The sequence below is a fragment of the Pseudoalteromonas ruthenica genome (genome assembly GCF_008808095.1).
Classification (GTDB): Bacteria; Pseudomonadota; Gammaproteobacteria; order Enterobacterales; family Alteromonadaceae; genus Pseudoalteromonas; species Pseudoalteromonas ruthenica.
On record NZ_CP023397.1, the window covers coordinates 384,425 to 408,390 of the forward strand.

Consider the following 23,966-nt stretch of genomic DNA (forward strand, 5'->3'; position numbering starts at 1 on the left):
AATTAGAGAAAGGTCTCCAATAACGATGCACTATTAAAAAGAGTGACCTGCTGAGCTGATTCGTAATTTGTTACTTCATAAATAGGCACCACCAGACTCCATGCCTTTAATAACATGAGATGTGGGCCATATCCGAAATATAACCACCATAAGTACCGAAAGCTTCATAAAAACAATGAGAATCAAATTTATAGACGCGTCAACAATAAGGTTATTTCTGTGAGTTCCCAGTTATGAACCATGAAGACAGTTATTATATTTCCTTACAATAGCGCTTTGCTAGCCGGCTAACACCAAAAGTTAAATAGCTTTGACTTGGATTTGATTTATAAATAAGGCAAGCTTGTACCAATATCAAAACAAAACATGGAGTGTTTAAATGAAACTAAAACACAGTTTATTAATCTCGGCCATTACTCTCGCACTTGCCGCTTGTGGCAGCTCATCAGACAATGACGAAAAGCCTTTAGATAAGACCCCTGACGGTCTTACATTTCCAACGGTCGATGGCGCACCTCTAAATGAGTGGGTTGAATCAGAACCTGTTTCAATTAAAGGTATTGATGAGAGTGTATCAGTCTCAATTGAAAATGGTGAATATAGTATTGATGGAGGCGAATATACCACAGCAAATGGCACCATTGCTGCAGGAGAAACGCTACAAGTCAGAGTGAAAACCCCAACCTCAAGGACCACATTGGTCGAAGCTACAGTTACTGTAGGAGAAAGCGTTGTCAGCTTTAAAGCAAAGACTGCATCACAAATAGCGTTTATGGGCTGGGATGTTAATTATGGAAATGAGCCGCGTATTTCCAACTTAGCTATGAATAATGCTTCCTTAGTTGTGGATGTAAATACTCAAGAGGCTGATGCTTTAGAGGGTGAAAAAATCAAGTCTTTGGTAAAAACTTCAGACGAGTTGTTTTTTTGTCGTGGAGATGTTGGTGCAAACTACTCTGATACACTTTATGTCTACAACTACGTAACAGAGAATACGTCACATTTAGGTACACTCTCTGCACTTACCAAAGAGGATAGTCAGTGTATTGAGCAGTTTGAATTAGAAAACCGCCTCTATGTTATTACCGAAAATGCAAGTAAAGAGCGTTATTTATGGGAGATAGATAGAAACAAGGAAGGCAAGTTAACCAAAGTTAGATCTTATCCTAAAAATGAGGTCCAAAAAGACTATGGCACAGGGACCAATGACACTTTTGAGGTTGTTAGATATGGCAAGTTGCTCTTAAAAATAGCAAACATCAATATGGGGTCATACATAGCAACTCGCTACACGGTCGAGTCTTTGCTAGAGAGTGATAGACCTGCCCAGAATTTTAGAACTCACGAGTTTTTAGGGGAAAAAGAAGGACTACTTTATTTCAGGAGTTCGAATCAGTACTGGCGTACAGATGGAACTGAAAGTGGAACATTCGAAATTTCCGAAGAACAATATGATGTTTTATTCAACAGGGAGAATGAAGACTATTACGTTGACCAAGGCTCGTTTTTATGCAGAACAGATAAGGTCGACTTTTACTCAGTGGAACAGTTCCCTAACCATGACTTCTATTCTTACGATAGAGAAACGGGTGCCAACGAACGCCTTTTAACTCAGGTGAAAGAAGATAGTGTTAAATGTCACGATGATTATGCAGTCGTTATTCAGCCTGTAGATAATGGTGAATATTTATGGCGCTCTGGGGGAGTGGCAGAAAACACCTTTACCCTGAAGGAAGCCGCATCAGGGGATCTTGAGATCTTCCAAACGATCAATACTTTTTATATTCGCCATGACAGTGACCTTTATTTTATCAGTGAATCTGGTGAGCATGCGGACCAAGTTGCTGTGCAACAGACAATAAAAGATGTTTTTGTCCAAGACAATACACTCTTTTACAATGGTTACACTGATACTGAAGGCACTGAACTTTGGGCTGCTAATGGCTTGGATATTAGCCAACTTACCGCCGATTCTTTTGCCCCCTCAAGTACTACAGGAACACAAAGCTTCGACTATCAATCTACAGCTCTACTTGGCGACCACACCATGATTGCCTTGGACAATGAAAGTGTTTACGCGATCGATATGAATGCTAATGGAGACGTTTATAAATTTAATGTTAACGGAGATGAACAAAGTACCTTTCAAAGAAAATCCATAAGTTTCACCAACGAAATCACTAAGACACAAAAGTATGGGTATTTTGAGTCTTGGGTGGATACGTCGATGGGAGCTAAAGAGTTTCAATACTACCGTACTGATGGTGTAGAGACTGAGTTAGTTGGTGATGCGACATTTATAACGTCAAGCATAGCCGCAATCAGTGATACCTTCCTTAAGTTAGATAGTCGAGGCGGTGATTTTAATTTATACGATGACTCTAAACCTTTGAGTGAGTTTGTATCAGGTCAGGTCCCCCAAGTAACATCAGGCGAAGAGTTTCAGCGCAGTATCAATGATATTATAGGTACAACAAATGATTTCTTTTATGTCCGCAAGAAGCTTTTGATAGACATAGGCAACGAAGCGGCAGGAGGAGAGCAGCATTTGTATCGTATTGGCACTGATGGTTCAATGGAGAGTATTTATAGTGAAGAAAACTTAGCTTTCGGAGAGGTTCGATTCCTTTTGAGTGGTGATGGCAGTGCATACTTCTTGAACCCATCCGAAAGTGTTAGTGAGGTGCTGGTTTATAAAGAAGAATCTAACTCAACTGAGGTACTTTTCAGTTTAGATGGTAGTTTTAATGCTGACGATCTGCTCTTTTATGAAGTTGACTCTCAGGTTTATATGTTAGTTTCAGGAGGCAGTGACTCCGCAGGCTTGTATACCTTTAGCTCTCAAGATGAGACGCTAACGCGGATATCAGAACAAGGCCTGCTCCTTGGTATGGTCGCTAATGATGAAAATATCTACGTCCTTGGTGAATCAGGTATATGGCTTCTGGAGAATGATTCTTTGCAGTTGCTTATTGATGAATCGGTAATACCTGATAGCAACTTCATTGTTACAAGTAATGCCAATACTGCGGTTGTAGACAATAAGCTACTATTTGAAGCAAACCATAAATTATGGATTTCAGATGGCACATTAGAGGGAACTCAAATGTTAAATGACAATTACGTCGTAAACAGTTCAATTCATACGTTGCGATAATTGCTTACCATCAGAGAAAGCGTCTCGGTGTAGACGCTTTCTCATAAAACTAAATCCTCTAAGGGCGAGCGCCCAACCCATAAAGTGTGGTGAGCCTGACAGCACACCACCTCTTCGTTATACTCTGAGTTGTTACAGACTCTTTTTCGGTGGCAGGACTACATTGGCGAAGATAAGCCCGGCGACCAGCGACATAAAAATCAAAAAGGTTTGTTGGCCGATGTGATCGGCATACACGAAGTCCTGTCCTTCAATTAGGGAGTTCAAGCCAATATAGGTTTTTGAACCCGGCACCAGTACGATTAGCCCTTGCATAGCCACAATGGAAGCGGGGGCGTTGGCAATGCGATTAAATAGATTACTAAAAATGCCTACGGCTAGGGCACCGACAAAGGTGCCGAGGGTGTAATCTAAGTAGGCGGCGGAGCCAATGCTGGCACCATAGGCAATAAACCCCGAGGCGATAGACCACAGTGCATGTTTGGTTTTGGTGCGAAAAATAACTACCAAAGATAAGCATAACAGTAAAATTGCGAGCCAGGCGGTCCATTTCGGCAGCGGTTGCGGGGCCACAAAGTCAGCCTGACCAAACAGCGCAAAGCCCAGGCCAATGCCGATAAAAGCACCAAAATACAGCTTAAACAGCAACATGAAAGAGTCCATAACCCGTGCCGTGCCCGATACCAGATGCCGTGCCGCCAGCTCGGCGAGCCCGAGCGCCAGGGCGAGACCGGGAATAAACACAATAATGCTGGAGAGCACCACCAAGCGGATATTGATGTAAGGGTCGAGGTAGACACTGACGGCGCAGGCGATAAGCGCCGAGACTACCGCCACTAAGGGCTCTAGCATGTGTGCCACGCGCTTTGAGCGCCCGGACCATAACACAAATAGATACACCACCAAGGTCAGCAATGCTGACCACAGCACATCGTTCCAGCTCGTGCCCATCAGCATAGCAAAGGCACCGCCGGTCATGGCAAAGGCACCTGCGGTGGTAAGTTTATTATAAGGCGCGGGCATCACGGCTATGTCGTCAAGGCGCTGATCAGCCTCACTAATGCTGAGCTCGCCATTAAGCAGCAAGTTTACCACTTCATCGGTATTGGCGAGGGAGCCAAGGTCGTGATCGCCGGGGTCGACGCGAGCAACATGAGTGTATTCATTCTCATGGCCTTCTGTCCAAATCACAAAGGTCACCGAGGTGGGCGACATTACAAACGAGGATTTGAGTTCCAAGTAGGTCGCCACCTCCATCAAATGCGCTTCTAGGCGGTAGGCTGGGGTGCCATACTTATGCAGCATTTTACCGAGCTTAACGATAAATTTACGCTTTTCTTTAAATTGGGCGTCTTCCACGCAGTGACCTCAAATCTTTAAAATAAAACAGCACCTTGCATTGCAGGCGCTCGCGCATTTTATTGATCTAAGGTTAACTGTCTACTGATTTCTATCAAGGTTTAAATGAATTTTTCGCTTCAATCCACTGCGCCATATATTGGGTGCTGCGCATGGTGTGGTGTTTGAGCATTTGCCCGGTGAAGTTATTGCGGCGATGGCCAGCTAAATCGGCGCGTATCCCTTCAAGAGCCGTGATCAGTTGCTTACCGAGAGCTTCGCCGTTATAAAAACGTTGCAGCAACTCATCGCCATGACGTTGTGCAGCAGTAAATTCGCTGGGTTGTTGATAAAGCTTAACTGCGGCATCGGCAAACAGCTGCGCGTCATTGCAAATGGCGCCATTCCAAGGCAAATCCCCATGCATGCCCTCAGCGCCAATGGCGGTGGTAACCGAAGGTGTACGGGTGATCATGGCTTCGAGTAATTTGCCTTTGATGCCCGCACCAAAGCGCAGCGGCGCAAGACATACCCGTGCCGAGCCCATGGCCTGATGTGCATCTTCGGCCCAGCCCTTGATGATAAAACCGGTTTTCGGATTATGTAATGCAGTGGCCTTAGGCGGTGGGTATGAGCCGTAGATATGTAACTCAGCCTTAGGTAGCTGTTTGCGAATAAGAGGCCAAATTTGTTGTAAATACAGCACCGCATCCCAATTTGGCGCGTGGCGAAAATTACCAATGGTCATAAAGTGTTGGCGTTGCTCAAAACTCGGCCAATGCGAATGCAGCGCGGCGGTATCAACCATAAACGGCAAATGATGCACTAAGGCGCTATCAACCTTGAACACCTGCTCTAACAGCTGCATTTCGTAGCTGGAGATAATCAAGCTCAAATCGCAGCGTAAAATGGCGGCGATTTCTCTTTTGGCTAGATCACCGTGTAGGTCGTTATGACTAAACTCACGGCCCGCTTTGTGCGCTTCATGGCGAGCGCCGCGCAGGCATTGCAAGTCCTCGGTATCGAGCAGTTTCAGTGCCTCGGGAGCAAACTTATCCACGCGCCAGCCAAATTGCTCTTCCATCATAAACCGGTCGAACATAACAATATCCGGCTGCAACTCGCTGATATAGGCATCAAAGCTACTGCAATTAAGGGCGATATCGCGACAGGTGATACCATATTCGGTCAAATCTTGCATGTGTTCGGAGCGCTGTGCAGGAGAGGCAAACTCGACCTGCCACCCTTGACTGCGAAACAACTTTAATAACGACATCATGTGGCTGCCCGCCGCCGATGAATTCGGCTCTGGCCACACGTAGCCAATCACTAACACTTGGGTCATAGGCTTGACTCCCGTACTTGTAATTCAACATCTATCAAGGTGCGCACAGGGGCTTTATTACCTGCCATGATTTCTTTTAACACCGCCGTGGTGCGTCGGCCGATTTCTGCAGCGTCAATGCGCACTGAGCTCAGCGCTGGGGTCATCAACGCCGAATCATCCAAATCATCAAAGCCCACCACTTTAATGTCTTTCCCTGGGGTCAAGCCAACCTCGCGCATGGCCTCAATAAAGCCGTAGGCGATGACATCGGAAAAGCACACCACCGCTTGCACCGAGGGTGCTTGGCGGCGCAGTTTCTGAAAGGCTTGATGCCCGCCTTGGCGTGTCGTCGCAGAGTTAATGATGTGGCTGTGTACAGCGCTTGGGTGCTCACTGAGCGCTTGTTCAAACCCCGCGAGACGCTCATGATAATCAGAGATATCACTATTGCCGCCGATAAATGCTAGCTCCTGCACCGCTTGGCTGAGGAGGTGTTCGGCGGCTAAAAATGTGCCTTTGCGATTGTCAGGCAAAATACATGGCGCGCTGCTTAAGCTAATTTCGCGCATGATATTAATAACTGGGAAGCCGCTTTGGATCAGCTCATTCTGCCATTGCTTATCCGTTGCCGGCGCAGGGCACATAACAAATGCGGCGACATTATACTCTTTTAGGGTGTTGACCACTTGTTGCTGGCGAGCAAAACTCTCGCCGGTGTTAACCAACATGGGAACGAGCCCTAAATCATAAATATATTGCTCCAAGCCCACCGCTAACTGCGCCGAATACGGATTGGTTAAATCATTAATCACCAAAGCCACTAAACGAGAGCGCCTTGAGCGCAACGACGCCGCATCGCGGCTGTATACGTAGCCCAACTCGGCAATGGCGCGCTCGACTTTTGCCTTACTTTTATCACTGACCTTGTCACTGTGGGTGAGCACTAAGGAGACCGTTGATTTTGATACGCCTGCGTGCTCGGCGACATCAAATATGGTGATTTTATCGTTGGGGTGCTTTTTTATCATGGCGTAATACAGCTGCAATATGACGGGCCATACTAGCTTAAATTGACCTAAATAGCAGCCTTGTGATGATGACTTTGTTACGCTGGGCATAGACCTATGACAGACGCGCAAGGAGACATTTATGCCCCAGGTTTTAATCACCGGTGCCAATCGCGGCATTGGCTTAGCCCTAGTACAAGAGTATTGTCAGCAGCAGTGGCAAATAATCGCAACCTGCCGCCATCCAGAGCAGGCGCAGGCCTTACAACAACTGGCGCAAGCGCACAGTAACATCAGCATTGAGGCGTTAAATATCGGCGATAATGAGCAAATCGCGGCGCTTGCAGAGCACTACCGTGACCTTGCGATTGATGTGCTGATCAGTAACGCCGGCATCTATGGCCCTAAAGGCTACAGCCTAGCTAATCTTGACTTTGCTGCTTGGCAACAGGTCATGGACATTAATGTGTTAGCACCGGCTAAACTGGCGCAAGCCTTTTTCCCGCATTTAGCGCGCGCCGACAGCGGCGTGTTTGCTGCGTTGTCATCAAAAGTAGGCAGCCACACCGAAAACACTAAAGGCGGTGGCTATATTTACCGCAGCTCTAAAGCTGCGTTGAACTCAGTGGTGAAAAGCCTGAGTAATGACTGGCGTGAACACGGCATTAAAACGGTGTCCTTACATCCGGGTTGGGTGCGTACACAAATGGGCGGACCCCATGCGCTTATTGATGCCAGTGACTCGGCCCGTGGCCTAAAACAAGTCATCGACTCGTTGCAGATGTCGCAAAGCGGCGGTTTTTATAACTATCGCGCAGAGCATTTACCTTGGTAACCGGGCATTGGACCCAAAAAGTTGCTCAGTAACACTTAGGCATTAGAATACCTTTAAGACATTAACAGGAATCCATAACAATAAAGGAAAAATAATGAAAAAACGCTTTATTGCCAGTGTGTTGGGCTTAGCTTGTACGCTAAGCCTCAACATTCATGCAGCCCCTTCACAGGCTGCGGCACAATCGGGCTATCAAATGCCCTCGCCAGAGCTGGCGCAAGTCGTAGAAGCGAAACTTGCACCCCGGTCGATGTTATCTCCTGATGGCCAATATGTGGCCTTACTTGAGCGTCGTCGAGTTGAAAGCTTGCAAGCATTGGCTAAACCGGAGCTCAAGCTCGCTGGTATTAAACTAAATCCAAAGAACTTCTCTCGCTCTCGCGTACGTAATAAATACACGGCGTTAAGCTTTAAGGCAGTGGATGGCAGCAAGAGTATCGAAGTCGACGGTTTAGGTGAGGGTATTATGCGCTCACCGCAATGGTCCAGTGATAGTCGCTACCTTAGTTTTGTGTGGGAAACTCCAGATAGCGCCACATTGTGGTTTTATGATATTGAAAACCAGGCACTGCAGCAGCTTTCAGATTTAGCCCTGAACTCAGTGGTGGCAGCTAAGCCCTATCAGTGGCTACCCGATGCCAGCGGGGTGATTATCAACCATGCTATCAATGCCGATAAACAAGCCCCTGAAGATGATGCCAGTACCGTGGTGCCGGTGATCCAGCAAACCACAGGGGAAAAAGCACCGGCCCGTACCTATCAAAACTTGCTCACCAGCCCTCATGACGAAGCGTTATTCAAGTTTTACGGGCAAGGGCAGCTGTATCGCGTTAGCCTCGATGGCAAGGCGACAAAAGTAGGTAAACCCGCGTTATTTCGTCGCTTTAGTGTTTCACCCGATAGCACCAATCTCTTGATTGGCGCATTGAATGAGCCGTTTTCTTATCAGGTGCCTTATTATCGCTTCGCCGCGACTTGGTCTGTCTGGGGCATGAGTGGCTATGAGCGTAAACAGCTGGCGCAACAGCCACTGGCGGATAATATTCCCCAGGGCTTTGACAGTGTGCGCACCGGCCCTCGTGACTTTGAATGGCGTGCTGATAAAGGGGCAACGGTGATCTGGGCTGAGGCTCAAGATGGCGGCGATATGAAAACCGATGTGCCGCACCATGATTACGTTTATAGCTTGAGTGCACCGTTTAAGCGTAAACCTAAGCTGTTTACTAAAGTAGAGCGTCGTTTCGCTGGTATTACTTGGGGTAACGATACGGTGGCAACCCTCAGTGAATGGCGCTTTAGCGATCGCATGTTACGTACTTGGGTTATTCAACCTGACGATGCATCCAGCTCACCGGTGCTTTTCTCAGAGCGCAGCTATAACGACGCCTACAAAGACCCCGGTAATCCGATTTACACCACCAACGACCTCGGCGCTCGAGTAATGAAAGTCATCGGCGACCGCTATGTGTTTTTACGCGGTAATGGTGCTTCAGAAAAGGGCAATATTCCGTTTCTAGACCGCTATGATGTAAAAACCAACAGCACCCAGCGGTTGTGGCAAAGTGAAGCGCCTTATTATGAGCGCGTGGTGGGGATGCTTGATGATGAAGGGCGCCGTTTTATCACCGTGCGTGAGTCAAAAACCGAGCAGCCTAATTTATTTATTCGTGATTTAGACAATAATGCGTTAACTCAGCTGACCGAGTTCCCGCACCCGTACCCGGCATTTAAAGGGGTGCAAAAAGAGCAACTGCGTTATCAGCGCGATGACGGTGTTCAGCTCTCGGGTACTCTGTATCTACCTCCAGGTTATGACCCTTCACAGGGCAGCATTCCGGTACTGATGTGGGCCTATCCACTTGAGTATAAAGATAAAGGCGTGGCTTCTCAGGTGCGGGAGTCGCCCTATGAATTCACCTATATCGGCTATTGGGGCCCAATGCCGTATCTCGCTAAAGGTATTGCCGTGTTTGATGACCCGAAAATGCCCATTGTCGGCGTGGATGGCAAAGAGCCTAACGACACCTTCCGTAAACAGTTAGTAGCCAGCGCCCAAGCAGCGGTGGATGTACTGGTAGAAAAAGGCGTCGCCGATAAAGACAACATCGCTATCGCCGGGCACTCTTATGGCGCCTTTATGGTGGCTAACTTGCTTGCCCATAGCGACTTGTTCAAAGCAGGAATTGCCCGCAGTGGCGCTTATAACCGCACCCTAACGCCATTCGGCTTCCAAGGTGAAGAGCGTAACTTCTGGGAAGGGCAAGACGTGTACGCCAACATGTCGCCATTTTTCCATGTCGATAAGATTAACGAACCGATGTTGATGATCCATGGCAAGGAAGATCCCAACAGCGGTACCTTCCCCATGCAAAGTGAACGTATGTATGCGGCGATGAAGGGCCTAGGTAAGGATGCTCGTTTGGTAATGCTGCCTTACGAGGCCCACGGCTACCGTGCCCGTAAGAGCCTGCTTCATGTTTTATGGGAGCAAGAGCAGTGGCTAGATAAGTATCTGCTCAATACCCCTAGCGAATAACTGAAACCATGCTAAAAGCCCGAGTTTATCTCGGGTTTTTTTATGCCTGTAAGCGTCAGTAAGACGGTGTGTTAGTCGCTGGATATTTGCTTCGCTGGTCAGAGGCGCTGGTTGTGGTTGAGAAGCACACTATAAGTATGATATGTATATTGTATACAATAATAAAAAGACATCATTATGACCACTTCGCTGCAAGCTCAACAACCCGCAACCAAACACTGGCGCTTCGGTGCTCGATTCTACATTGCTAACTTAATGGAGGTATTTGAACGCCTCGCTTGGTATGGCTTTTTCGCTGTTTCATCGGTGTATATGACTACACCACAAAGTCATGGAGGGGTCGGTTTTAGCGATAGTCAACGCGGTGCTATTCAAGGCATTATTCCCTTCTTTTTGTATTTATTGCCGGTGTTAACAGGGGCCTTGGGCGATCGAGTGGGCTATCGCAAGATGTTTATTGTGTCATTTATGCTGATGGCGCCAGGGTATTACCTGTTAGGGGAGGCGCGTAGCTTTTGGCCGTTTTTTGCTGCGCTGTCGTTGGTGGCATTGGGGGCGGCCTGTTTTAAGCCTGTGGTGGTTGGTACCATTTCCCACAGCACCAATGATCATAACCGGGGCGTGGGCTTTGGCGTTTTTTATACCATGGTTAATATTGGCGGTTTTATAGGCCCTATGGTTGCTGGAGCGATGCGAGCGATTAGCTGGGATGCGGTTTTTCTTATGTCGGCAGCATGGATAGTGCTGAACTTTATTCCGGTGTTGTTGTTTTATCGTGATCCGCCTGCTTTGCGTCAACAACACGCCTCACTCAGTTTGATATTGAAGCAGGCGCAGCAGGTCCTGGGCAATGCCCGGTTTGCTCTGCTCATTGCCCTGAGTGTAATCGTGCTGATGAGCGCCGGTGTACAATGGCTCAGCTATGGCAGTGCATTTCTCTTGATTGCTCTGTGGGTTGGGGCCAATTTGCTCTGGGATAGGCTACCCGTGGCAACAATGAGCGCCAAGACTTGGTGGCGACAACCTATCCGTATTAGTAACCCGCGTTTTGCCTTGTACTTGTTGATTCTGACGGGATTTTGGACCGTCTATAACCAGCTTTTTTATACCTTGCCTTTGTATATTCGCGACTACGTTGATACCGGCGATGTGCTGGCGCTACTGGCAGTATTTGGTGACTCGGCGGTGAACTTTTTTGCCCATGTCGATCAAGATGCCTTAGCACAAGCCGTTAATGCATTGTTTTTGCAGCTGCAACAAGGCCCAAGCAACATCGATTTAGAGGCGTTACGGTTGCAGTGGGTGCATTACAAAGTCAATGTTCCCAACGCAGAGCTGGCGGTGCTGGTGGAGCGCTTGTCACTGTTGGCTCAGCAACAAGCGCAGCTCAGTACGGTGCAACTTACGGTCATGGTCGATGCGCTTTCGGCATATCGGCAAGTCAATCCAGAGTACCTTATTAATTTAGATTTTGCCGCCATCGTGTTGCTGCAAATCGCGGTAAGCGCACTGTGTCAGCGCTTTAAAACATTTTATGTATTAAGCGCAGGATTAGTGGTGATGGCTATGGCGTTTTGCTACCTCATAACGATGGATATGCATGCCAGTGGTTGGGCTGTGGTTTGCGTTATTTTGCTTATCGCCTTGGCAGAGATGCTCACTTCACCAAAAAGCCAAGAATACGTAGCCAGCATTGCCCCAAAGCAGCAAGCGGCGCTCTACATGGGTTACTATTTTGTTTCCATGGCTCTGGGCTTTTTGTTTGCCGGGTTTTTATCTGGGTGGAGTTACTCGCAGCTTACCTTAGCGCTCGGGCGTCCAGAACTAATGTGGGGGCTGTTTGCCGGGATAGCTGCGCTCACGGCAGTCGCACTTATTTGCTTTCATAGCTCGGCAAAGCAGCAATAACACAAGTAGCCTTATCACTAAGCTTAAAGGTTCAATCTATTTTTATACCCTAAGTTGTGCTGCTCACCTGCACAGGCTACAAAGGTCAGTGGTTATCGAAGGCAATGGTTGGAGCAGTGATCTGAGTCATTGTTTATCTATGAAAAGAGTGTTAATAATTGCTCAGGTTTCATTGGCAAATAATATAATAATGACAAGTTTGTCCCATGGTACATCGCAAGTTAGCGCCCAGGATGGGGTAATAGAGGCGCGCTTTATTGGCAGCTTTAACGCGTTCGGCGTACAAGAATATGCACGTAAAGTAAAAGCGCTTGTTGCGGGTTTTGACGGTGCGAAGTTCTCAATGCTAATTGATAACACGGGGTTCGAAGGAGGCACACCAGAAGCTTATCAAACCCTCGATAATTACAATGACTGGTTGAACTCGCAAGCACTGATAGCCAAAGCCTTTGTCATTCAAAGCACCATGAATAGGCATATTTTGATGCAGCGCACGCCCGCATTAGCGACCCAAAAAGTGGCCTTTTTTACCGATATTAATGAGGCGAGAGCCTGGCTGAAAAAGCAAGACGATAACGTTTAGCTTGGCAGATTATTCGACTCCGACCACTGCCTGAGTTCTTCAAGTATACTCAAGGCTGACTTGCCAAACTCGCTAAGCTCATAAGTTACTGCCACAGGACGCGTGCTGATCACTTTGCGTATAACCATGTTGTTGGCTTCTAACTCTTTAAGGCGCTGATCAATCATCTTTTTACTGGCTCCGCCTAGCATGCGTACTAAGTCATTAAAACGCACTGGCTCATCTTTTAAGTGATAGATCACTGAACCCGTCCACTTTCCGCCGATAAGGCGCATCCCTTTTTCAATAGCGCAAGGCTCGGTGCACGCGTTCAACACTTTTTTTCTGCCCTTACTATCTGTTTTTACAGAACTTTGCATGATAGACCCTCGTCTTTTTGTTAGGTTACTAAAAGTATACTAATTGTTTTTGGTTTCTAGGTCACTATTATAAACCACGTGGTTTTAAAGTTAAACATTCACCTAGGAGCCTTGCATATGAGTAACGTACTGATCATTAATGCACACCATCACTACCCGTTTTCGCCGGGAAATCTCAACCAAAGCTTTGTTGATAAAGCACAAACACTATTAGCAAACAAAGGTTACAACATCCAAATAAGCAAACCCTCAGAAGGGTTTGATGTGGAAGCTGCGCTAGCACAGCACCAATGGGCCGATATCGTGTTAGTGCAAATGCCTTTGAATTGGATGGGGGTCCCCTGGTCATTCAAAAAGTATATGGATGAAGTGTATACCGCTGGTATGGGCGGAGCACTGTGTCATGGCGATGGACGCAGTGCCGATGCACCGCAAAAAAACTACGGCCGTGGCGGTACCTTAGGCGGTACTCGTTATATGTTGTCGGTGACGGCCAATGCGCCGCAACAAGCCTTTAATGACCCTGAAGAGTTTTTTGACGGTCATAGCATCGACGATTTATTAATGCCCATGCATATGAACTTTAAGTTCTTTGATATGACGCCAATGCCGACATTTAGCGCCTTTGACGTGATGAAAAATGCTCAGCCTGAGGCCGATTTTGCGCGCTTTCAAGATCACCTAGAAGCACATTTTTAAGGAGCTCGCCATGAACGAATATACGCAAAAGTTACACGCTGGCAGCGAGTTTCCAGTTATTAAAGTGCCGACGTTGGCGGGCGCTGAAGTGCAATTAGGGCATACCCGATCACCTTATGACTGGCAGTTGGTGGTGGTTTATCGGGGCCGACATTGTCCCATGTGTAGCAAGTATCTTACCCAGTTATCGGCCGTGACTGAGCAACTACATAGTCTGGGGGTTGATGTTATTGCGGTCTCTGCTGATAGCAAAGAACAACTTGAAAGACACCTTGAGGAGTTGACTGTGACTTTCCCCATTGCCTATAACTTAAGCCTTGCCCAGATGCGGGCTTTGGGGTTGTATGTCTCGGATCCTCGCTCGCCAGAGGAAACAGATCACCCCTTTGCCGAGCCCGGACTCTTTGTGGTCAACGCTCAGCAGCGCTTGCACGTGGTGGATATTTCTAACAACCCCTTTGTACGCCCCGAGCTCAATACCTTGGTTAGCGGCCTCAAATGGATACGTGATGTTAACAATAACTACCCCATTCGGGGCATGCGTAAAGAGGTGGACTAAATGAATACTCAGTTAGTTATTGCCATGATGACGCTGTTGGCAAGCCTGCAAGGAGTAGCTAAGGCGGCGATACCAGCGCATAACGCTGCGCCAGCGCAGTATCAAGTGCTGTTTGAGAATGACCAAGTATTGACCTTGAAAATGACGCTGGCCGCCAATGAACGAGATAAGTGGCACAGCCATCACAGTGAAACGGTTTATTTTCAGCGTGGCGGAACTCTTGCTATTGAAACCGAGCATGGTGTGCAAGAGGTCACTGTAGCCGATGGTGAGGTCATGTGGCATCCGTCTTGGCGCCATCGCGTCACAAACCTCAGTGCCCACCCCGTAGTGGCGATTATTGTCGAACAAAAGCCACAATGACTGAGGGGGTTATGGTCGCAGCTGATATCAATTTGACATCGGCTGCGACCTCTTTGTTACAACCCAAATGGGTTATCAATGCTGTGTGCCGGCTCAGTAAACCACTTTGGCCCCTCAGCCGTGGTGTAAAAGTGATCTTCTAAGTGGATACCAAATTCGCCGGGAACCACCAGCATTGGCTCATTAGAAAAACACATATGTTCTGCTAACACCTGAGGGTTATCTTTGACTAAATAAGGCCATTCGTGGATATCTAAACCAATGCCGTGCCCTGTGCGGTGGGGGCAACCAGGTAATTGGTAGTCTGGCCCCAGACTTTGGGCGCTGAGATAATCGCGCGCGGCTTTATCTACATCGCCACAGGTGTTGCCTACTTGGGCGGCAGCAAACGCTTTTAACTGGGCGTTTTTCTCATACTGCCAAAACTGTTGTTGTCGAGCGCTTGCCTCACCAAACACATAGGTGCGAGTGATATCGCTGAGATAACCGTGTAATTGGCAACCGGTATCAATTAGCACCATATCCCCTTGTTTCAGTGTTTGTGGGTCTTTCACTCCGTGGGGGAAGCTGGTGGCTTGGCCAAAGAGCACAATGCAAAAGTAGTTGCCGCTGGCACCGACTTGTTTATGCGCTGCATTAATAAATGCCTCGACCTCAGTTGTGGTGATCCCCTCATGTAACATCGACGCCGTGGCTTTGTGCACTTCTAAGGTCATGTCCATTGCCCGCTGAATAAGGGCAAGCTCGTGAGTGGATTTGTGCATGCGACAATGGGCTGTGACTTCGCCAGCATTGACCAGCGTTAATTGTGGCGCCGCTTTAGTAATACCATCGGCGATGAAAAATTGCGCGCTTTCGTCAATGCCCAGCACCGCATCGTCGCCACAACCCATGCCTTTTAGCACCTCGGCAATCAATGCATAAGGGTTTTGCTCTTCTTGCCAACCATGAATATCGGCATCAATCACCTGGTAATCTCGCAACGAGCCTATTTCAAAAAAAGGCGCGACGAAGGCCAGCTCGCCTTGGGCAGGCAGTAACGCGCCCACCAAGCGCTCACTGGCATACCACTTTAGTCCCGTGAAATAGGTCATGTTAGTACCAGCATTTAAATAAAGGGCATCAATGCCATTTTCCTGCATAAAAGCCTGGGCTTTGGCGATGCGTTGGCGATATTCGTGCTCTTCAATGGCGCTGATATCGCCGGTCATATCGCTCAGTTGTGCTAAGGCTTGTTGTTGGTTTTGATAGCCAATGCCTTTCATAACGCTTTGCTCCTGTTACCTTGAAACCGCGCGATGCTCAAGGCATCGATATTCATCGCGGTGGGTTGTTGATTTATGAGTGCAGCAATCAACTCACTGGTGATGGCTGCTTGGGTTAACCCCAAATGTTGATGGCCCAGTGCCAGCAATAGACTTGGATGCCTGGGAGCTGCGCCAATGACCGGTAATGAATCTGGCAAAGAGGGTCGCGCCCCTTGCCAACAGGCCTGCTCGTCAAACTCAGTGCCTAGTTGCGGCAGCAACTCCCGCGCATGAGCCAATAGAGCGTGAGCGCGCGCCATATTTGCAGGCGCTTGCAAACCGGCAAATTCAACCGTGCCGGCCAGTCGCAGGCCTGCACTCATGGGCGTCATAATAAACTGTCGCTCAAAGCTGGCCACCGGGCGTTTGAGCCCGAGGTGTTCGGATAACTGATAATGATAGCCGCGCTCCGCCTCTAGCGGCAGGGCATAGCCTAATTGCTGACACAGTACTTTACTCCATGCGCCGGTACAAACAACCGTTTTGCGATAAAGCTCGCGGCTGGTTGCGGTACTCACCCGACAATGTGAATGCGCACAGGTCAAGGAAGTGACTTTCTCGGCGCGGTAGTGCCCGCCTAAAGCACAAAACTGGCTGAATAAGTATTGGCTTAATGCGCCAGGGTCGGTGCTGTGGCCCACGGCTTTAAAATAAAGCGCGCCGTCGATATGGGCAGTTAAAGCGGGCTCTAGCTCATTGACCTGAGCACGCTTGAGTATCGATACGTCCACGCCTTGGTGCGAGTACTGCGCAGCCACGGCTTTTATTTTATTTGTTGTCGTGCTCTCGAAGGTTAACAGCGAACCCTGGTGTTGTACGTACTGGTGGTAATCATTTGCGAGTAAGCGCTGCCACGCGCCAAGGGCATGGCTGTTTAAGGTGCTCAAGACTTCAGTGTGGCGACGATAACGATGCGGCATCATATTGGCCCCAAAGCGAGCAAGCCATGGTAGTAGCTGGGGTAGGTATGTGGGCGCAATACGCAGGGCAGAGCGCTGGCTGAGCAGCATTTTAGGCAGCTTAGGGAGTAATGAAGAGCAGGCCATGGGGAACACTTGTTCGGTGGCAAAGTGGCCGGCATTGCCAAAAGAGCATTGGCTGCCCGGCGGCTCAGGGTCATACAAGGTGACTTGATAGCCTTGGCGCTGCAATTGATACGCACAGCTCAAGCCAATAACGCCGGCACCGAGCACCGCAACGCGGTTGTTAGCAGCATGATGTTGAGCCTGACTTTGCATCCCTCGTTTTCACCTCTTAGATATTTCTTTTTATAAAATTAAACTGCTTATAACTCATGCTATTACGTTTACGAGTGCGCTCATTTAGCTGGCTTACACAGGTTTTGTTAATTTTGCATGTTGAATATTGTATACAATATATCTATGATGGCAAGCATAACGACAACAGAGGAACTAATATGAACGTAAATTGGAAGGGTGTTTATCCGGCAGTCACCACGCAATTCTATGATGACGACAGCATCAACTTTAAAGCCACCGCAGCGATGATTGATAACCTTATTAATGAGGGGGTGCATGGCATTATTGTGCTTGGCACCGTCGGTGAGAACTGCTCGCTGCGCAGTGAAGAAAAGCGCCAAGTGTTGGAAATGGCAAAAGAGGTGGTTGGTACACGTGTGCCGCTATTAACCGGGGTGGCTGAAACAACCACGCAATTTGCCATTGAATTTGTCGCCGATGCGCAAGCTGCAGGAGTGGATGGGTTAATGGTATTGCCGGGCATGGTGTACCGCAGCACTGAGCGCGAGGCCATTGATCACTATCAGCGCATTGCTAGGTCGACCCAGTTACCTATTATGATTTACAACAACCCGGTGACCTATGGCGTCGATGTGTCTATTGCCGGCATGCACACCTTAGCGCTTGAGCCAAACATCGTCTCGGTAAAAGAGGCGACTGAAGATACACGCCGTATCACCGAGCTGCTTAGTGCGTTTGGTGAGCGTTTTGTGGTGTTTGGTGGTGTTGATGACATCGCTCTTGAGTCCTTGATGCTCGGCGCCACGGGTTGGATATCGGGGCTTACCAATGTCTTTCCCCGTGAGCCTGTGGCCATTTACCAATTGGCTCAGCAGGGGCGTTATGAGGAGGTGCGGGAGCTTTGGCAATGGTTCTTGCCACTGCTGCGTCTAGATACTATTCCCACCTTAGTGCAATGCATTAAATACGCTGAACAACTGGCTGGACGAGGCAGTGAGCGCACGCGCGCACCGCGCTTGCCGCTAACCACAGAACAAAAAGCTGAAGTGGAGCGCCTCTATAACACGGCCATTGCCAATCGTATCGACTTAAGCAAGTACAACCTGGACTAGTCTATGAACCGGGGGACCTTTTTCTGTATTGACGGCCATACCTGTGGTAACCCGGTGCGCTTGGTAACAAGCGCCCACCCACCGCTGCGCGGCCAGAGTATGAGTGCGAAACGACAACACTTCTTGCAGCATTACGACTGGATCCGTCAAGCGCTGATGTTCGAGCCGCGCGGGCATGACATGATGTCCGGGGCTTTTTTGTATCCGCCGACCACAGCAGATGGCGATGCCGGGATTTTATTTATTGAAACTTCGGGCTGCTTACCTATGTGCGGCCACGGCACCATAGGCGCCCTGACATTTGCATTGGAAAATGGCCTGCTGACACCACAAGACCCACATCGGGTGCGCTTAGATACGCCGGCCGGGCGCGTAGATGCTCATGTGCGTCGTAGTGGCGACAAGGTCGAAGCAATCAAGCTTTATAACGTGCCTGCCTTTTTGGCCTTTGAGCAACTTACTATTGAGGTGCCTGAGCTGGGGGCGCTAAGCGTGGATATTAGCTTTGGCGGCAACTTTTACATCATTGTTGAGCCGCAAGCTAATTTTGCAGGCATAGAGCATTGCAATGCTTCGTTTTTACTGCGCTACAGCCCGTTGATCCGCGATATTGTCAACGCCCAAGTCGAGTGCATCCACCCGCAAGACCCCACCATGCGCGGGGCATCCCACGTGCTGTGGACCGGACAGCCCAAACACACCAGCTCCGATGCCGCTAATGCAGTGTTTTATGGCGACAAGGCCATAGATCGTTCGCCCTGTGGCACCGGGACCAGCGCGCGCATGGCACAGTTATATGCGCAGGGGCGCTTGCCTATCGGGCAAGCCTTTGTTCATGAAAGCTACATCGGCAGCCAATTTATTGGCTGCATCGAGGCGGTGACCGAAATCGCAGGGCGCACCGCCATTGTTCCTAGTATCGAGGGCTGGGCCCGCGTCACCGGTCACAACTGCATTGTGGTTGACGATGACGACCCCTACGCCTTCGGCTTTCAAGTGTTATAAGGAGACCAAGATGGAGAACTACACAGCAAGCCTGAGTGGCCTTAGCTTTATCGCTGGCCAGTGGCAAAGTGAGCAACAGCAGGCATTTCATGCCTTTTGCCCGGCGCGCAATGAGGACATGGCCACACCCTTTTACAATGCCTCTTTGCAGGATGTAGAGAGTGCTTGTGCGAGCGCTGAGCGCGCTTTTATCGCCTATCGGGGCACCTCGTATCAGCAGCGCAGTGAGTTTTTGCACGCTATTGCCGATGAAATTGAAGCGCTCGGCGATGAGTTACTCAATACCACTCATCTAGAAACCAATTTGCCCTTGGCCCGGTTACAAGGTGAGCGTGGGCGGACGATGAATCAACTACGCGCATTTGCTGATGCCTTAGAAGACAATTTGGCGCCTTTGCACTTGCACTATCACGATGCTGGCGAGCCAAATCGCACCCCGTTGCCTAAGCCTGACACCACCTTGCGTTTTTTACCCCTGGGGCCAGTGGCGGTTTTTGGCGCCTCTAACTTTCCTTATGCATTTTCAACTCTCGGGGGAGACACCGCAGCGGCGTTAGCCGCCGGCTGCCCGGTGATAGTCAAAAGTCACCCAGCACACCCGGGAACCAGCGAGTTGATGACCCGAGCCATTGCTAAAGCAATAAGCCGCTGTCAGATGCCTGAGGGAACCTTTGCCATGTTACAGGGTACCGACCATAGTATTGCTCACCAACTCGTCAGTGCTAAGCAAATTAAGGCGGTGGGTTTCACTGGCTCTTTAACCGTGGCCAAGGCGTTAATGAGTACCATACATAGCCGTGAAGAGGTGATCCCTTTCTATGGTGAGCTTGGCGCTATCAATCCACAGATTATTTTACCCCAGGCGCTGGCAAGTGCGCGTACTTTAGGGCAACAGCTGTGTGCTTCATTGCTGATGGGTCATGGCCAGTTCTGTACCAGCCCAGGGCTATGGTTAGTGCCAACACACGGCAGCGATGAGCTTATTGCGGCAGTACGCGAGCACATAGGCGATGCGCCATCGGATACCCTGCTTAGCCCAAGTATTATTGACGCCTATGAGCGTGATACCAAAGCGTTAGCCCAATGCAACGGTGTACAATTGTTGGCACAAGGGCATAAAAGTGCGCCATTCCACGCGCAAGCACAGGTGTTTACTTGCAGCGCTGAGGGTTTTATCAATACGCCGATGCTGCATCAAGAGGTGTTCGGTCCGGCAGCTCTTGTTGTTCGTTACGATGATGAGCAGCAGCTTATGCATGTTATTGATGCCTTAGAAGGACAGCTAACCGCTTCAATCTACGGTGAACAAGCCCAGCATCAGCCGCTTATTGAACGGTTAAGTTATAAGGTAGGGCGATTGATTTATGGGCAAATGCCTACCGGTGTAGAGGTGTGCCAATCAATGAATCATGGCGGCCCATACCCGGCTGCCACCGATGTGCGTTCGACCTCGGTTGGGTTAGAGGCGATGCGGCGGTTCTTGCGGCCACTGTGTGTGCAGCGCTGAGCCGATAACGTTTTCGTTTTAAGTGTCCCCCAATGCGGCCAACACTCCCTCTGTTGTCCGCATTTTTCTAATTGTAAAACAGGTACATAGATAGCACTCGCAAGATAAATATAGGGTGGTATACTGTATTCCATGGACCACCTACCAACACTCTTATATGGCAATTGAGCATAAAACCCGTACCCAACTAGTTGCTGAAGCAATTCGCGAAAAAATCTTACTTGGCGAGCTAAAATCAGGTGCGCCACTGCGCCAAGCGGCGTTGGCACAAGAGCTCAATGTTAGCCGTATTCCCGTGAGAGAGGCTCTACTGCAGCTTGAATCTGAAGGGTTAGTGAACTTTGAGGCCCACAAAGGAGCAACGGTAACCGAGGTGAGTGCATCTCAGGTGGATGAAATTTTTGACTTACGGGCACTGTTAGAAGCCGAGCTACTGCGTCATTCTCTAACTAAGCTCACCGATGCTGATTTCAGCGAAGCCGAGGTGCTATTGCAAGATTTAGAAGCGGCGATGGCAGCAGGGGATACGCAAGCCGCAACTGGGCACCTTAACAGCGCATTTCATGCCAAATTATATAGCCGTGCGCAGCGCCCGCAAACCCGTGAATTAGTTGAGCAATTTAGCAAAAATTCAGAGCGTTACGTGCGCATGCATATTCTTCTTGCCGGGGGGTTAGATACCGCACCGGAAGAGCATCGTGAGTTACTTAAACTGTGCCGCGCGCAACGCGTAGACGATGCCTGTGCGTTTTTATATCGCCACATCAGTGGCGCTAAAGACGATATTAAAGAGCTGTTATTAACCATGGAAGCGCAGGATTAACAAGCCATCTGCTCAAGGAAGAAACAATGAAACGATTCACTCACTGCTTGCTGGGCTTGCTACTTATTTGCACCAGCGCCCAGCTTTATGCCGGTTCGCGCGACTACCCCACAGTGAAAATTGGCGCATATGACGTTGAATATGAAATCGCAGGGAGCGGCGATGTTACCTTGCTACTTGAAGCCGGCGGCTCTGCCGGGCTGGATGATTGGCAACCTATCTTTTACGCGTTAGCCGAGCATGCCCGCGTGATCCGCTACTCTCGCGTCGGTAATGGTGGCTCCAGTGCGGTAAAAAAACACTATAGCTCAGAGCAGTATGCTCAAGAAGCGCTGGCTCTGCTGCAAGCATTAGCTATTACTGAGCCGGTGGTTTATATCGCGCACTCCTATGGTGCGTACATCGCGCGCACCTTCGCTGCGCGTTATCCCGATAAAATAGCGGCACTGATGCTTATTGATCCGGCCTCCGAGCATGACGTTGATATTATGCGGCAAATTGACTTGGCCACCGCTGAGCGGCAAATCGCGCAAGTTAAGCGCGATGATATGAAAAATGGCATGTCTAATCAGTATTTAGATTTTTGGTCCAAGCGGCCATTGCCAGACTACCCAGACATACCCGATATTCCAGTAACCGTTATTGCTTCGGTGAAAACCTATGAAGAGCCCTCACTGCTTTTATTTACTGATCAAGGCCGAGCAATGTGGGGCGACCTGCATAGCCAATGGGCCCAAGCCTTCCCACAAGGAGAGGCGATACTGACCGATAAAAGTTACCACTTTATCCACCATGAGCAGCCGCAGTGGGTAGTGGAGCATATACAAACCCTGATAAAGCGGGTACGGATAAAATAATAATGACACACTAGGGAAAGTGATAATGAAAGACAATAAAACCGCCGCGCTAAGAATACCGGCATTTTTCATTGATGCAGCGTTCGTAGTAGCAGCCCTTGTTGGCCTGCTCGAGCTCTTGTTGTTTACTAGCACTATAAAAGAGCCGCCGGCTGTCGAACTGGTGATGTTTGTTTGTGTACCAGTTGGCTTTTTTGTCTATTGGGCGCTCAACATTAACCTTGGCAAGCGCATATTTAAGCTGGTTATTGTTGACGAGCTTAGCGAAGAAAAGGCGTCAATATGGCAGTTGTTTTTGAGGTCGATACTCTTTTGTATGTTAGTTTCGTTTAATATAGTGCTACTACTGCCCCTGTTTATTTCAAAAAAGAACCAAGGTTTGCATGATATGTTAGCGAAAACACGAGTTATTAAACGTACTGGCGAACATAATTAGTAATAGGGGCAGTCATGTCAAAATACACAGCTAAGGTGATATGGTCTCTCCCTCAGGGTGAGAGCTTTTTAGATAACACGTATAGCCGAGGCCATCGTTGGCAATTTGATGGCGGAATTGAGGTTATGGCCTCGTCGTCACCTCAAGTGGTGCCCATACCCTACTCGGTCAGTGAATACGTGGACCCCGAAGAGGCCTTCGTTGCTTCGGTATCCAGTTGCCATATGCTGTGGTTTTTAGCTTTAGCGAGCAAAGCAGGGTTGGAGATCAGTGCTTATCATGATCATGCCCAAGGCGTGATGGCAAAAAACCAAGCTGGTAAATTGGCAATGACGGAAATAACCCTGTTTCCAGAGGTTAAATTTGCCGACCACACGACTCCCTCACAGCAGCAGCTAGATGCCCTACATGAAAAGGCCCATAGCCAATGTTTTATTGCCAATTCCATTCTTACAGAGGTGCGGGTTGTGGGCACGCTAACCTAGTGAGCTGTGATGAGCGAAAGAGCGAATACTGAAGTTGCTGAGCACGCCCACTCATCGGTCACAGAACTATGGCTGCGCTACCTGGATACCCTTGTGGGTGAGCCCCGAGCGCAGGCTCGGCTGCAAGGTGTTTGGCATTTCTGCGATAATGAACACGACGCCAATGCCTGCGCGCGGTGGGTATTACAAGGAAGAAAACAAGCCACAGCTCCGAGTTTGTGGGAGTTAGAAGCTGCCGCAGAGCCGCTACCGCAAGTTGGAGATATTCATATTGTCACCAATTGGCAGGGGCACGCACAGTGCGTGATCCGCATATGTGCGGTGGAGGTGCTTAGCTTTTCCGCCGTAACTGAGGCTCACGCTGCTTTAGAAGGCGAAGGCGATGGATCATTAGCGTATTGGCGCCGCGAACACCAAGACTACTACCAGCGGGTACTCGCAGGCAGTGAGAAGGTGTTTACTCCCTCTATGCCCATCGTATTTACGAGCTTTGAGGTGCTATTAAAAAGCTAGCGTTTCACTCACCGATGTGTGCTCTGCATT

The 23,966-nt window shown here is 48.9% G+C and carries 22 protein-coding genes; 16 read left to right on the forward strand and 6 right to left on the reverse strand.

Annotated features, from left to right (window positions below):
- The first annotated feature begins 379 nt into the window (after positions 1 to 379).
- On the forward strand, positions 380 to 3,157 hold the full coding sequence (locus tag PRUTH_RS16910; RefSeq protein ID WP_151173970.1) for a hypothetical protein: 2,778 nt from the start codon (positions 380 to 382) through the stop codon (positions 3,155 to 3,157).
- A gap of 132 nt (positions 3,158 to 3,289) precedes the next feature.
- On the opposite strand, the gene PRUTH_RS16915 is transcribed toward PRUTH_RS16910, so the two are convergent.
- The 3 genes from PRUTH_RS16915 to PRUTH_RS16925 form a co-directional block, all read right to left on the reverse strand.
- A complete protein-coding gene (locus tag PRUTH_RS16915) occupies positions 3,290 to 4,516 on the reverse strand; it encodes a threonine/serine exporter family protein (RefSeq protein WP_022946616.1) in 1,227 nt (408 codons plus the stop codon).
- Between the two features lie 94 nt (positions 4,517 to 4,610).
- Entirely contained in the window at positions 4,611 to 5,840 is a 1,230-nt protein-coding gene (locus PRUTH_RS16920; protein ID WP_151173971.1) for a glycosyltransferase, read from the reverse strand.
- A complete protein-coding gene (locus tag PRUTH_RS16925) occupies positions 5,837 to 6,850 on the reverse strand; it encodes a LacI family DNA-binding transcriptional regulator (protein ID WP_151174285.1) in 1,014 nt (337 codons plus the stop codon). Before PRUTH_RS16925 ends, PRUTH_RS16920 begins: the two co-directional genes overlap by 4 nt.
- 121 nt (positions 6,851 to 6,971) lie before the next feature.
- Here PRUTH_RS16925 and PRUTH_RS16930 point away from each other — a divergent pair, with 121 nt between their 5' ends.
- The 4 genes from PRUTH_RS16930 to PRUTH_RS16945 all read left to right on the forward strand — a co-directional run bounded on the left by PRUTH_RS16930 (position 6,972) and on the right by PRUTH_RS16945 (position 12,691).
- Positions 6,972 to 7,664 carry an SDR family oxidoreductase gene (locus PRUTH_RS16930; RefSeq protein ID WP_151173972.1) on the forward strand — a complete coding sequence of 231 codons (693 nt, stop codon included), beginning with the start codon at positions 6,972 to 6,974 and terminating at the stop codon, positions 7,662 to 7,664.
- 94 nt (positions 7,665 to 7,758) lie between these two features.
- On the forward strand, positions 7,759 to 10,200 hold the full coding sequence (locus PRUTH_RS16935; RefSeq protein ID WP_151173973.1) for an alpha/beta hydrolase family protein: 2,442 nt from the start codon (positions 7,759 to 7,761) through the stop codon (positions 10,198 to 10,200).
- Between the two features lie 177 nt (positions 10,201 to 10,377).
- Positions 10,378 to 12,108, forward strand: a complete 1,731-nt coding sequence (locus PRUTH_RS16940; RefSeq protein WP_151173974.1) for an MFS transporter — start codon at positions 10,378 to 10,380, stop codon at positions 12,106 to 12,108.
- Between the two features lie 190 nt (positions 12,109 to 12,298).
- Positions 12,299 to 12,691: an STAS/SEC14 domain-containing protein gene (locus PRUTH_RS16945; RefSeq protein WP_151173975.1), complete on the forward strand. Its 393-nt coding sequence runs from the start codon at positions 12,299 to 12,301 to the stop codon at positions 12,689 to 12,691.
- On the opposite strand, the gene PRUTH_RS16950 is transcribed toward PRUTH_RS16945, so the two are convergent.
- Positions 12,688 to 13,050, reverse strand: a complete 363-nt coding sequence (locus PRUTH_RS16950) for a winged helix-turn-helix transcriptional regulator (RefSeq protein ID WP_022945478.1) — start codon at positions 13,048 to 13,050, stop codon at positions 12,688 to 12,690. The two genes, PRUTH_RS16945 and PRUTH_RS16950, sit on opposite strands and share 4 nt — an antisense overlap.
- 117 nt (positions 13,051 to 13,167) lie before the next feature.
- Between PRUTH_RS16950 and PRUTH_RS16955 the strand changes: the two genes are divergently transcribed.
- Genes PRUTH_RS16955 through PRUTH_RS16965 form a run of 3 tightly spaced genes read left to right on the forward strand, consistent with a single transcriptional unit; the run spans position 13,168 to position 14,671 of the window.
- Entirely contained in the window at positions 13,168 to 13,749 is a 582-nt protein-coding gene (locus PRUTH_RS16955; RefSeq protein WP_151173976.1) for an NAD(P)H-dependent oxidoreductase, read from the forward strand.
- A 10-nt stretch (positions 13,750 to 13,759) separates the two neighbouring features.
- Positions 13,760 to 14,308, forward strand: coding sequence for a redoxin domain-containing protein (locus tag PRUTH_RS16960; RefSeq protein ID WP_151173977.1), 549 nt, complete (start codon positions 13,760 to 13,762; stop codon positions 14,306 to 14,308).
- Positions 14,309 to 14,671: a cupin domain-containing protein gene (locus PRUTH_RS16965; protein WP_138510519.1), complete on the forward strand. Its 363-nt coding sequence runs from the start codon at positions 14,309 to 14,311 to the stop codon at positions 14,669 to 14,671. It begins immediately after the preceding gene.
- Between the two features lie 56 nt (positions 14,672 to 14,727).
- Here PRUTH_RS16965 and PRUTH_RS16970 read toward each other — a convergent pair whose 3' ends face one another.
- Together PRUTH_RS16970 and PRUTH_RS16975 are read right to left on the reverse strand one after the other, a co-directional pair.
- The gene (locus PRUTH_RS16970; protein WP_151173978.1) at positions 14,728 to 15,936 is read right to left on the reverse strand and encodes a M24 family metallopeptidase; all 1,209 of its coding nucleotides are present in this window, start codon (positions 15,934 to 15,936) and stop codon (positions 14,728 to 14,730) included.
- The gene (locus PRUTH_RS16975) at positions 15,933 to 17,216 is read right to left on the reverse strand and encodes an NAD(P)/FAD-dependent oxidoreductase (protein WP_151173979.1); all 1,284 of its coding nucleotides are present in this window, start codon (positions 17,214 to 17,216) and stop codon (positions 15,933 to 15,935) included. Before PRUTH_RS16975 ends, PRUTH_RS16970 begins: the two co-directional genes overlap by 4 nt.
- 179 nt (positions 17,217 to 17,395) lie before the next feature.
- Here PRUTH_RS16975 and PRUTH_RS16980 point away from each other — a divergent pair, with 179 nt between their 5' ends.
- The 8 genes from PRUTH_RS16980 (at position 17,396) to PRUTH_RS17015 (ending at position 23,936) form a co-directional block, all read left to right on the forward strand.
- On the forward strand, positions 17,396 to 18,310 hold the full coding sequence (locus PRUTH_RS16980) for a dihydrodipicolinate synthase family protein (protein WP_151173980.1): 915 nt from the start codon (positions 17,396 to 17,398) through the stop codon (positions 18,308 to 18,310).
- A 3-nt stretch (positions 18,311 to 18,313) separates the two neighbouring features.
- Positions 18,314 to 19,315: a 4-hydroxyproline epimerase gene (locus PRUTH_RS16985; RefSeq protein WP_151173981.1), complete on the forward strand. Its 1,002-nt coding sequence runs from the start codon at positions 18,314 to 18,316 to the stop codon at positions 19,313 to 19,315.
- A gap of 10 nt (positions 19,316 to 19,325) precedes the next feature.
- A complete protein-coding gene (locus tag PRUTH_RS16990; protein WP_151173982.1) occupies positions 19,326 to 20,822 on the forward strand; it encodes an aldehyde dehydrogenase (NADP(+)) in 1,497 nt (498 codons plus the stop codon).
- A 157-nt stretch (positions 20,823 to 20,979) separates the two neighbouring features.
- Positions 20,980 to 21,645 carry a GntR family transcriptional regulator gene (locus PRUTH_RS16995; protein ID WP_045978931.1) on the forward strand — a complete coding sequence of 222 codons (666 nt, stop codon included), beginning with the start codon at positions 20,980 to 20,982 and terminating at the stop codon, positions 21,643 to 21,645.
- Positions 21,646 to 21,671: 26 nt separating this feature from the next.
- The gene (locus PRUTH_RS17000; protein WP_151173983.1) at positions 21,672 to 22,502 is read left to right on the forward strand and encodes an alpha/beta fold hydrolase; all 831 of its coding nucleotides are present in this window, start codon (positions 21,672 to 21,674) and stop codon (positions 22,500 to 22,502) included.
- A 25-nt stretch (positions 22,503 to 22,527) separates the two neighbouring features.
- Complete coding sequence (locus tag PRUTH_RS17005; protein ID WP_151173984.1) at positions 22,528 to 22,938, forward strand: RDD family protein; 411 nt, start codon at positions 22,528 to 22,530, stop codon at positions 22,936 to 22,938.
- Between the two features lie 14 nt (positions 22,939 to 22,952).
- A complete protein-coding gene (locus PRUTH_RS17010) occupies positions 22,953 to 23,423 on the forward strand; it encodes an OsmC family protein (RefSeq protein WP_151173985.1) in 471 nt (156 codons plus the stop codon).
- 9 nt (positions 23,424 to 23,432) lie between these two features.
- Entirely contained in the window at positions 23,433 to 23,936 is a 504-nt protein-coding gene (locus tag PRUTH_RS17015; RefSeq protein WP_151173986.1) for an ASCH domain-containing protein, read from the forward strand.
- Positions 23,937 to 23,966: the final 30 nt, after the last annotated feature.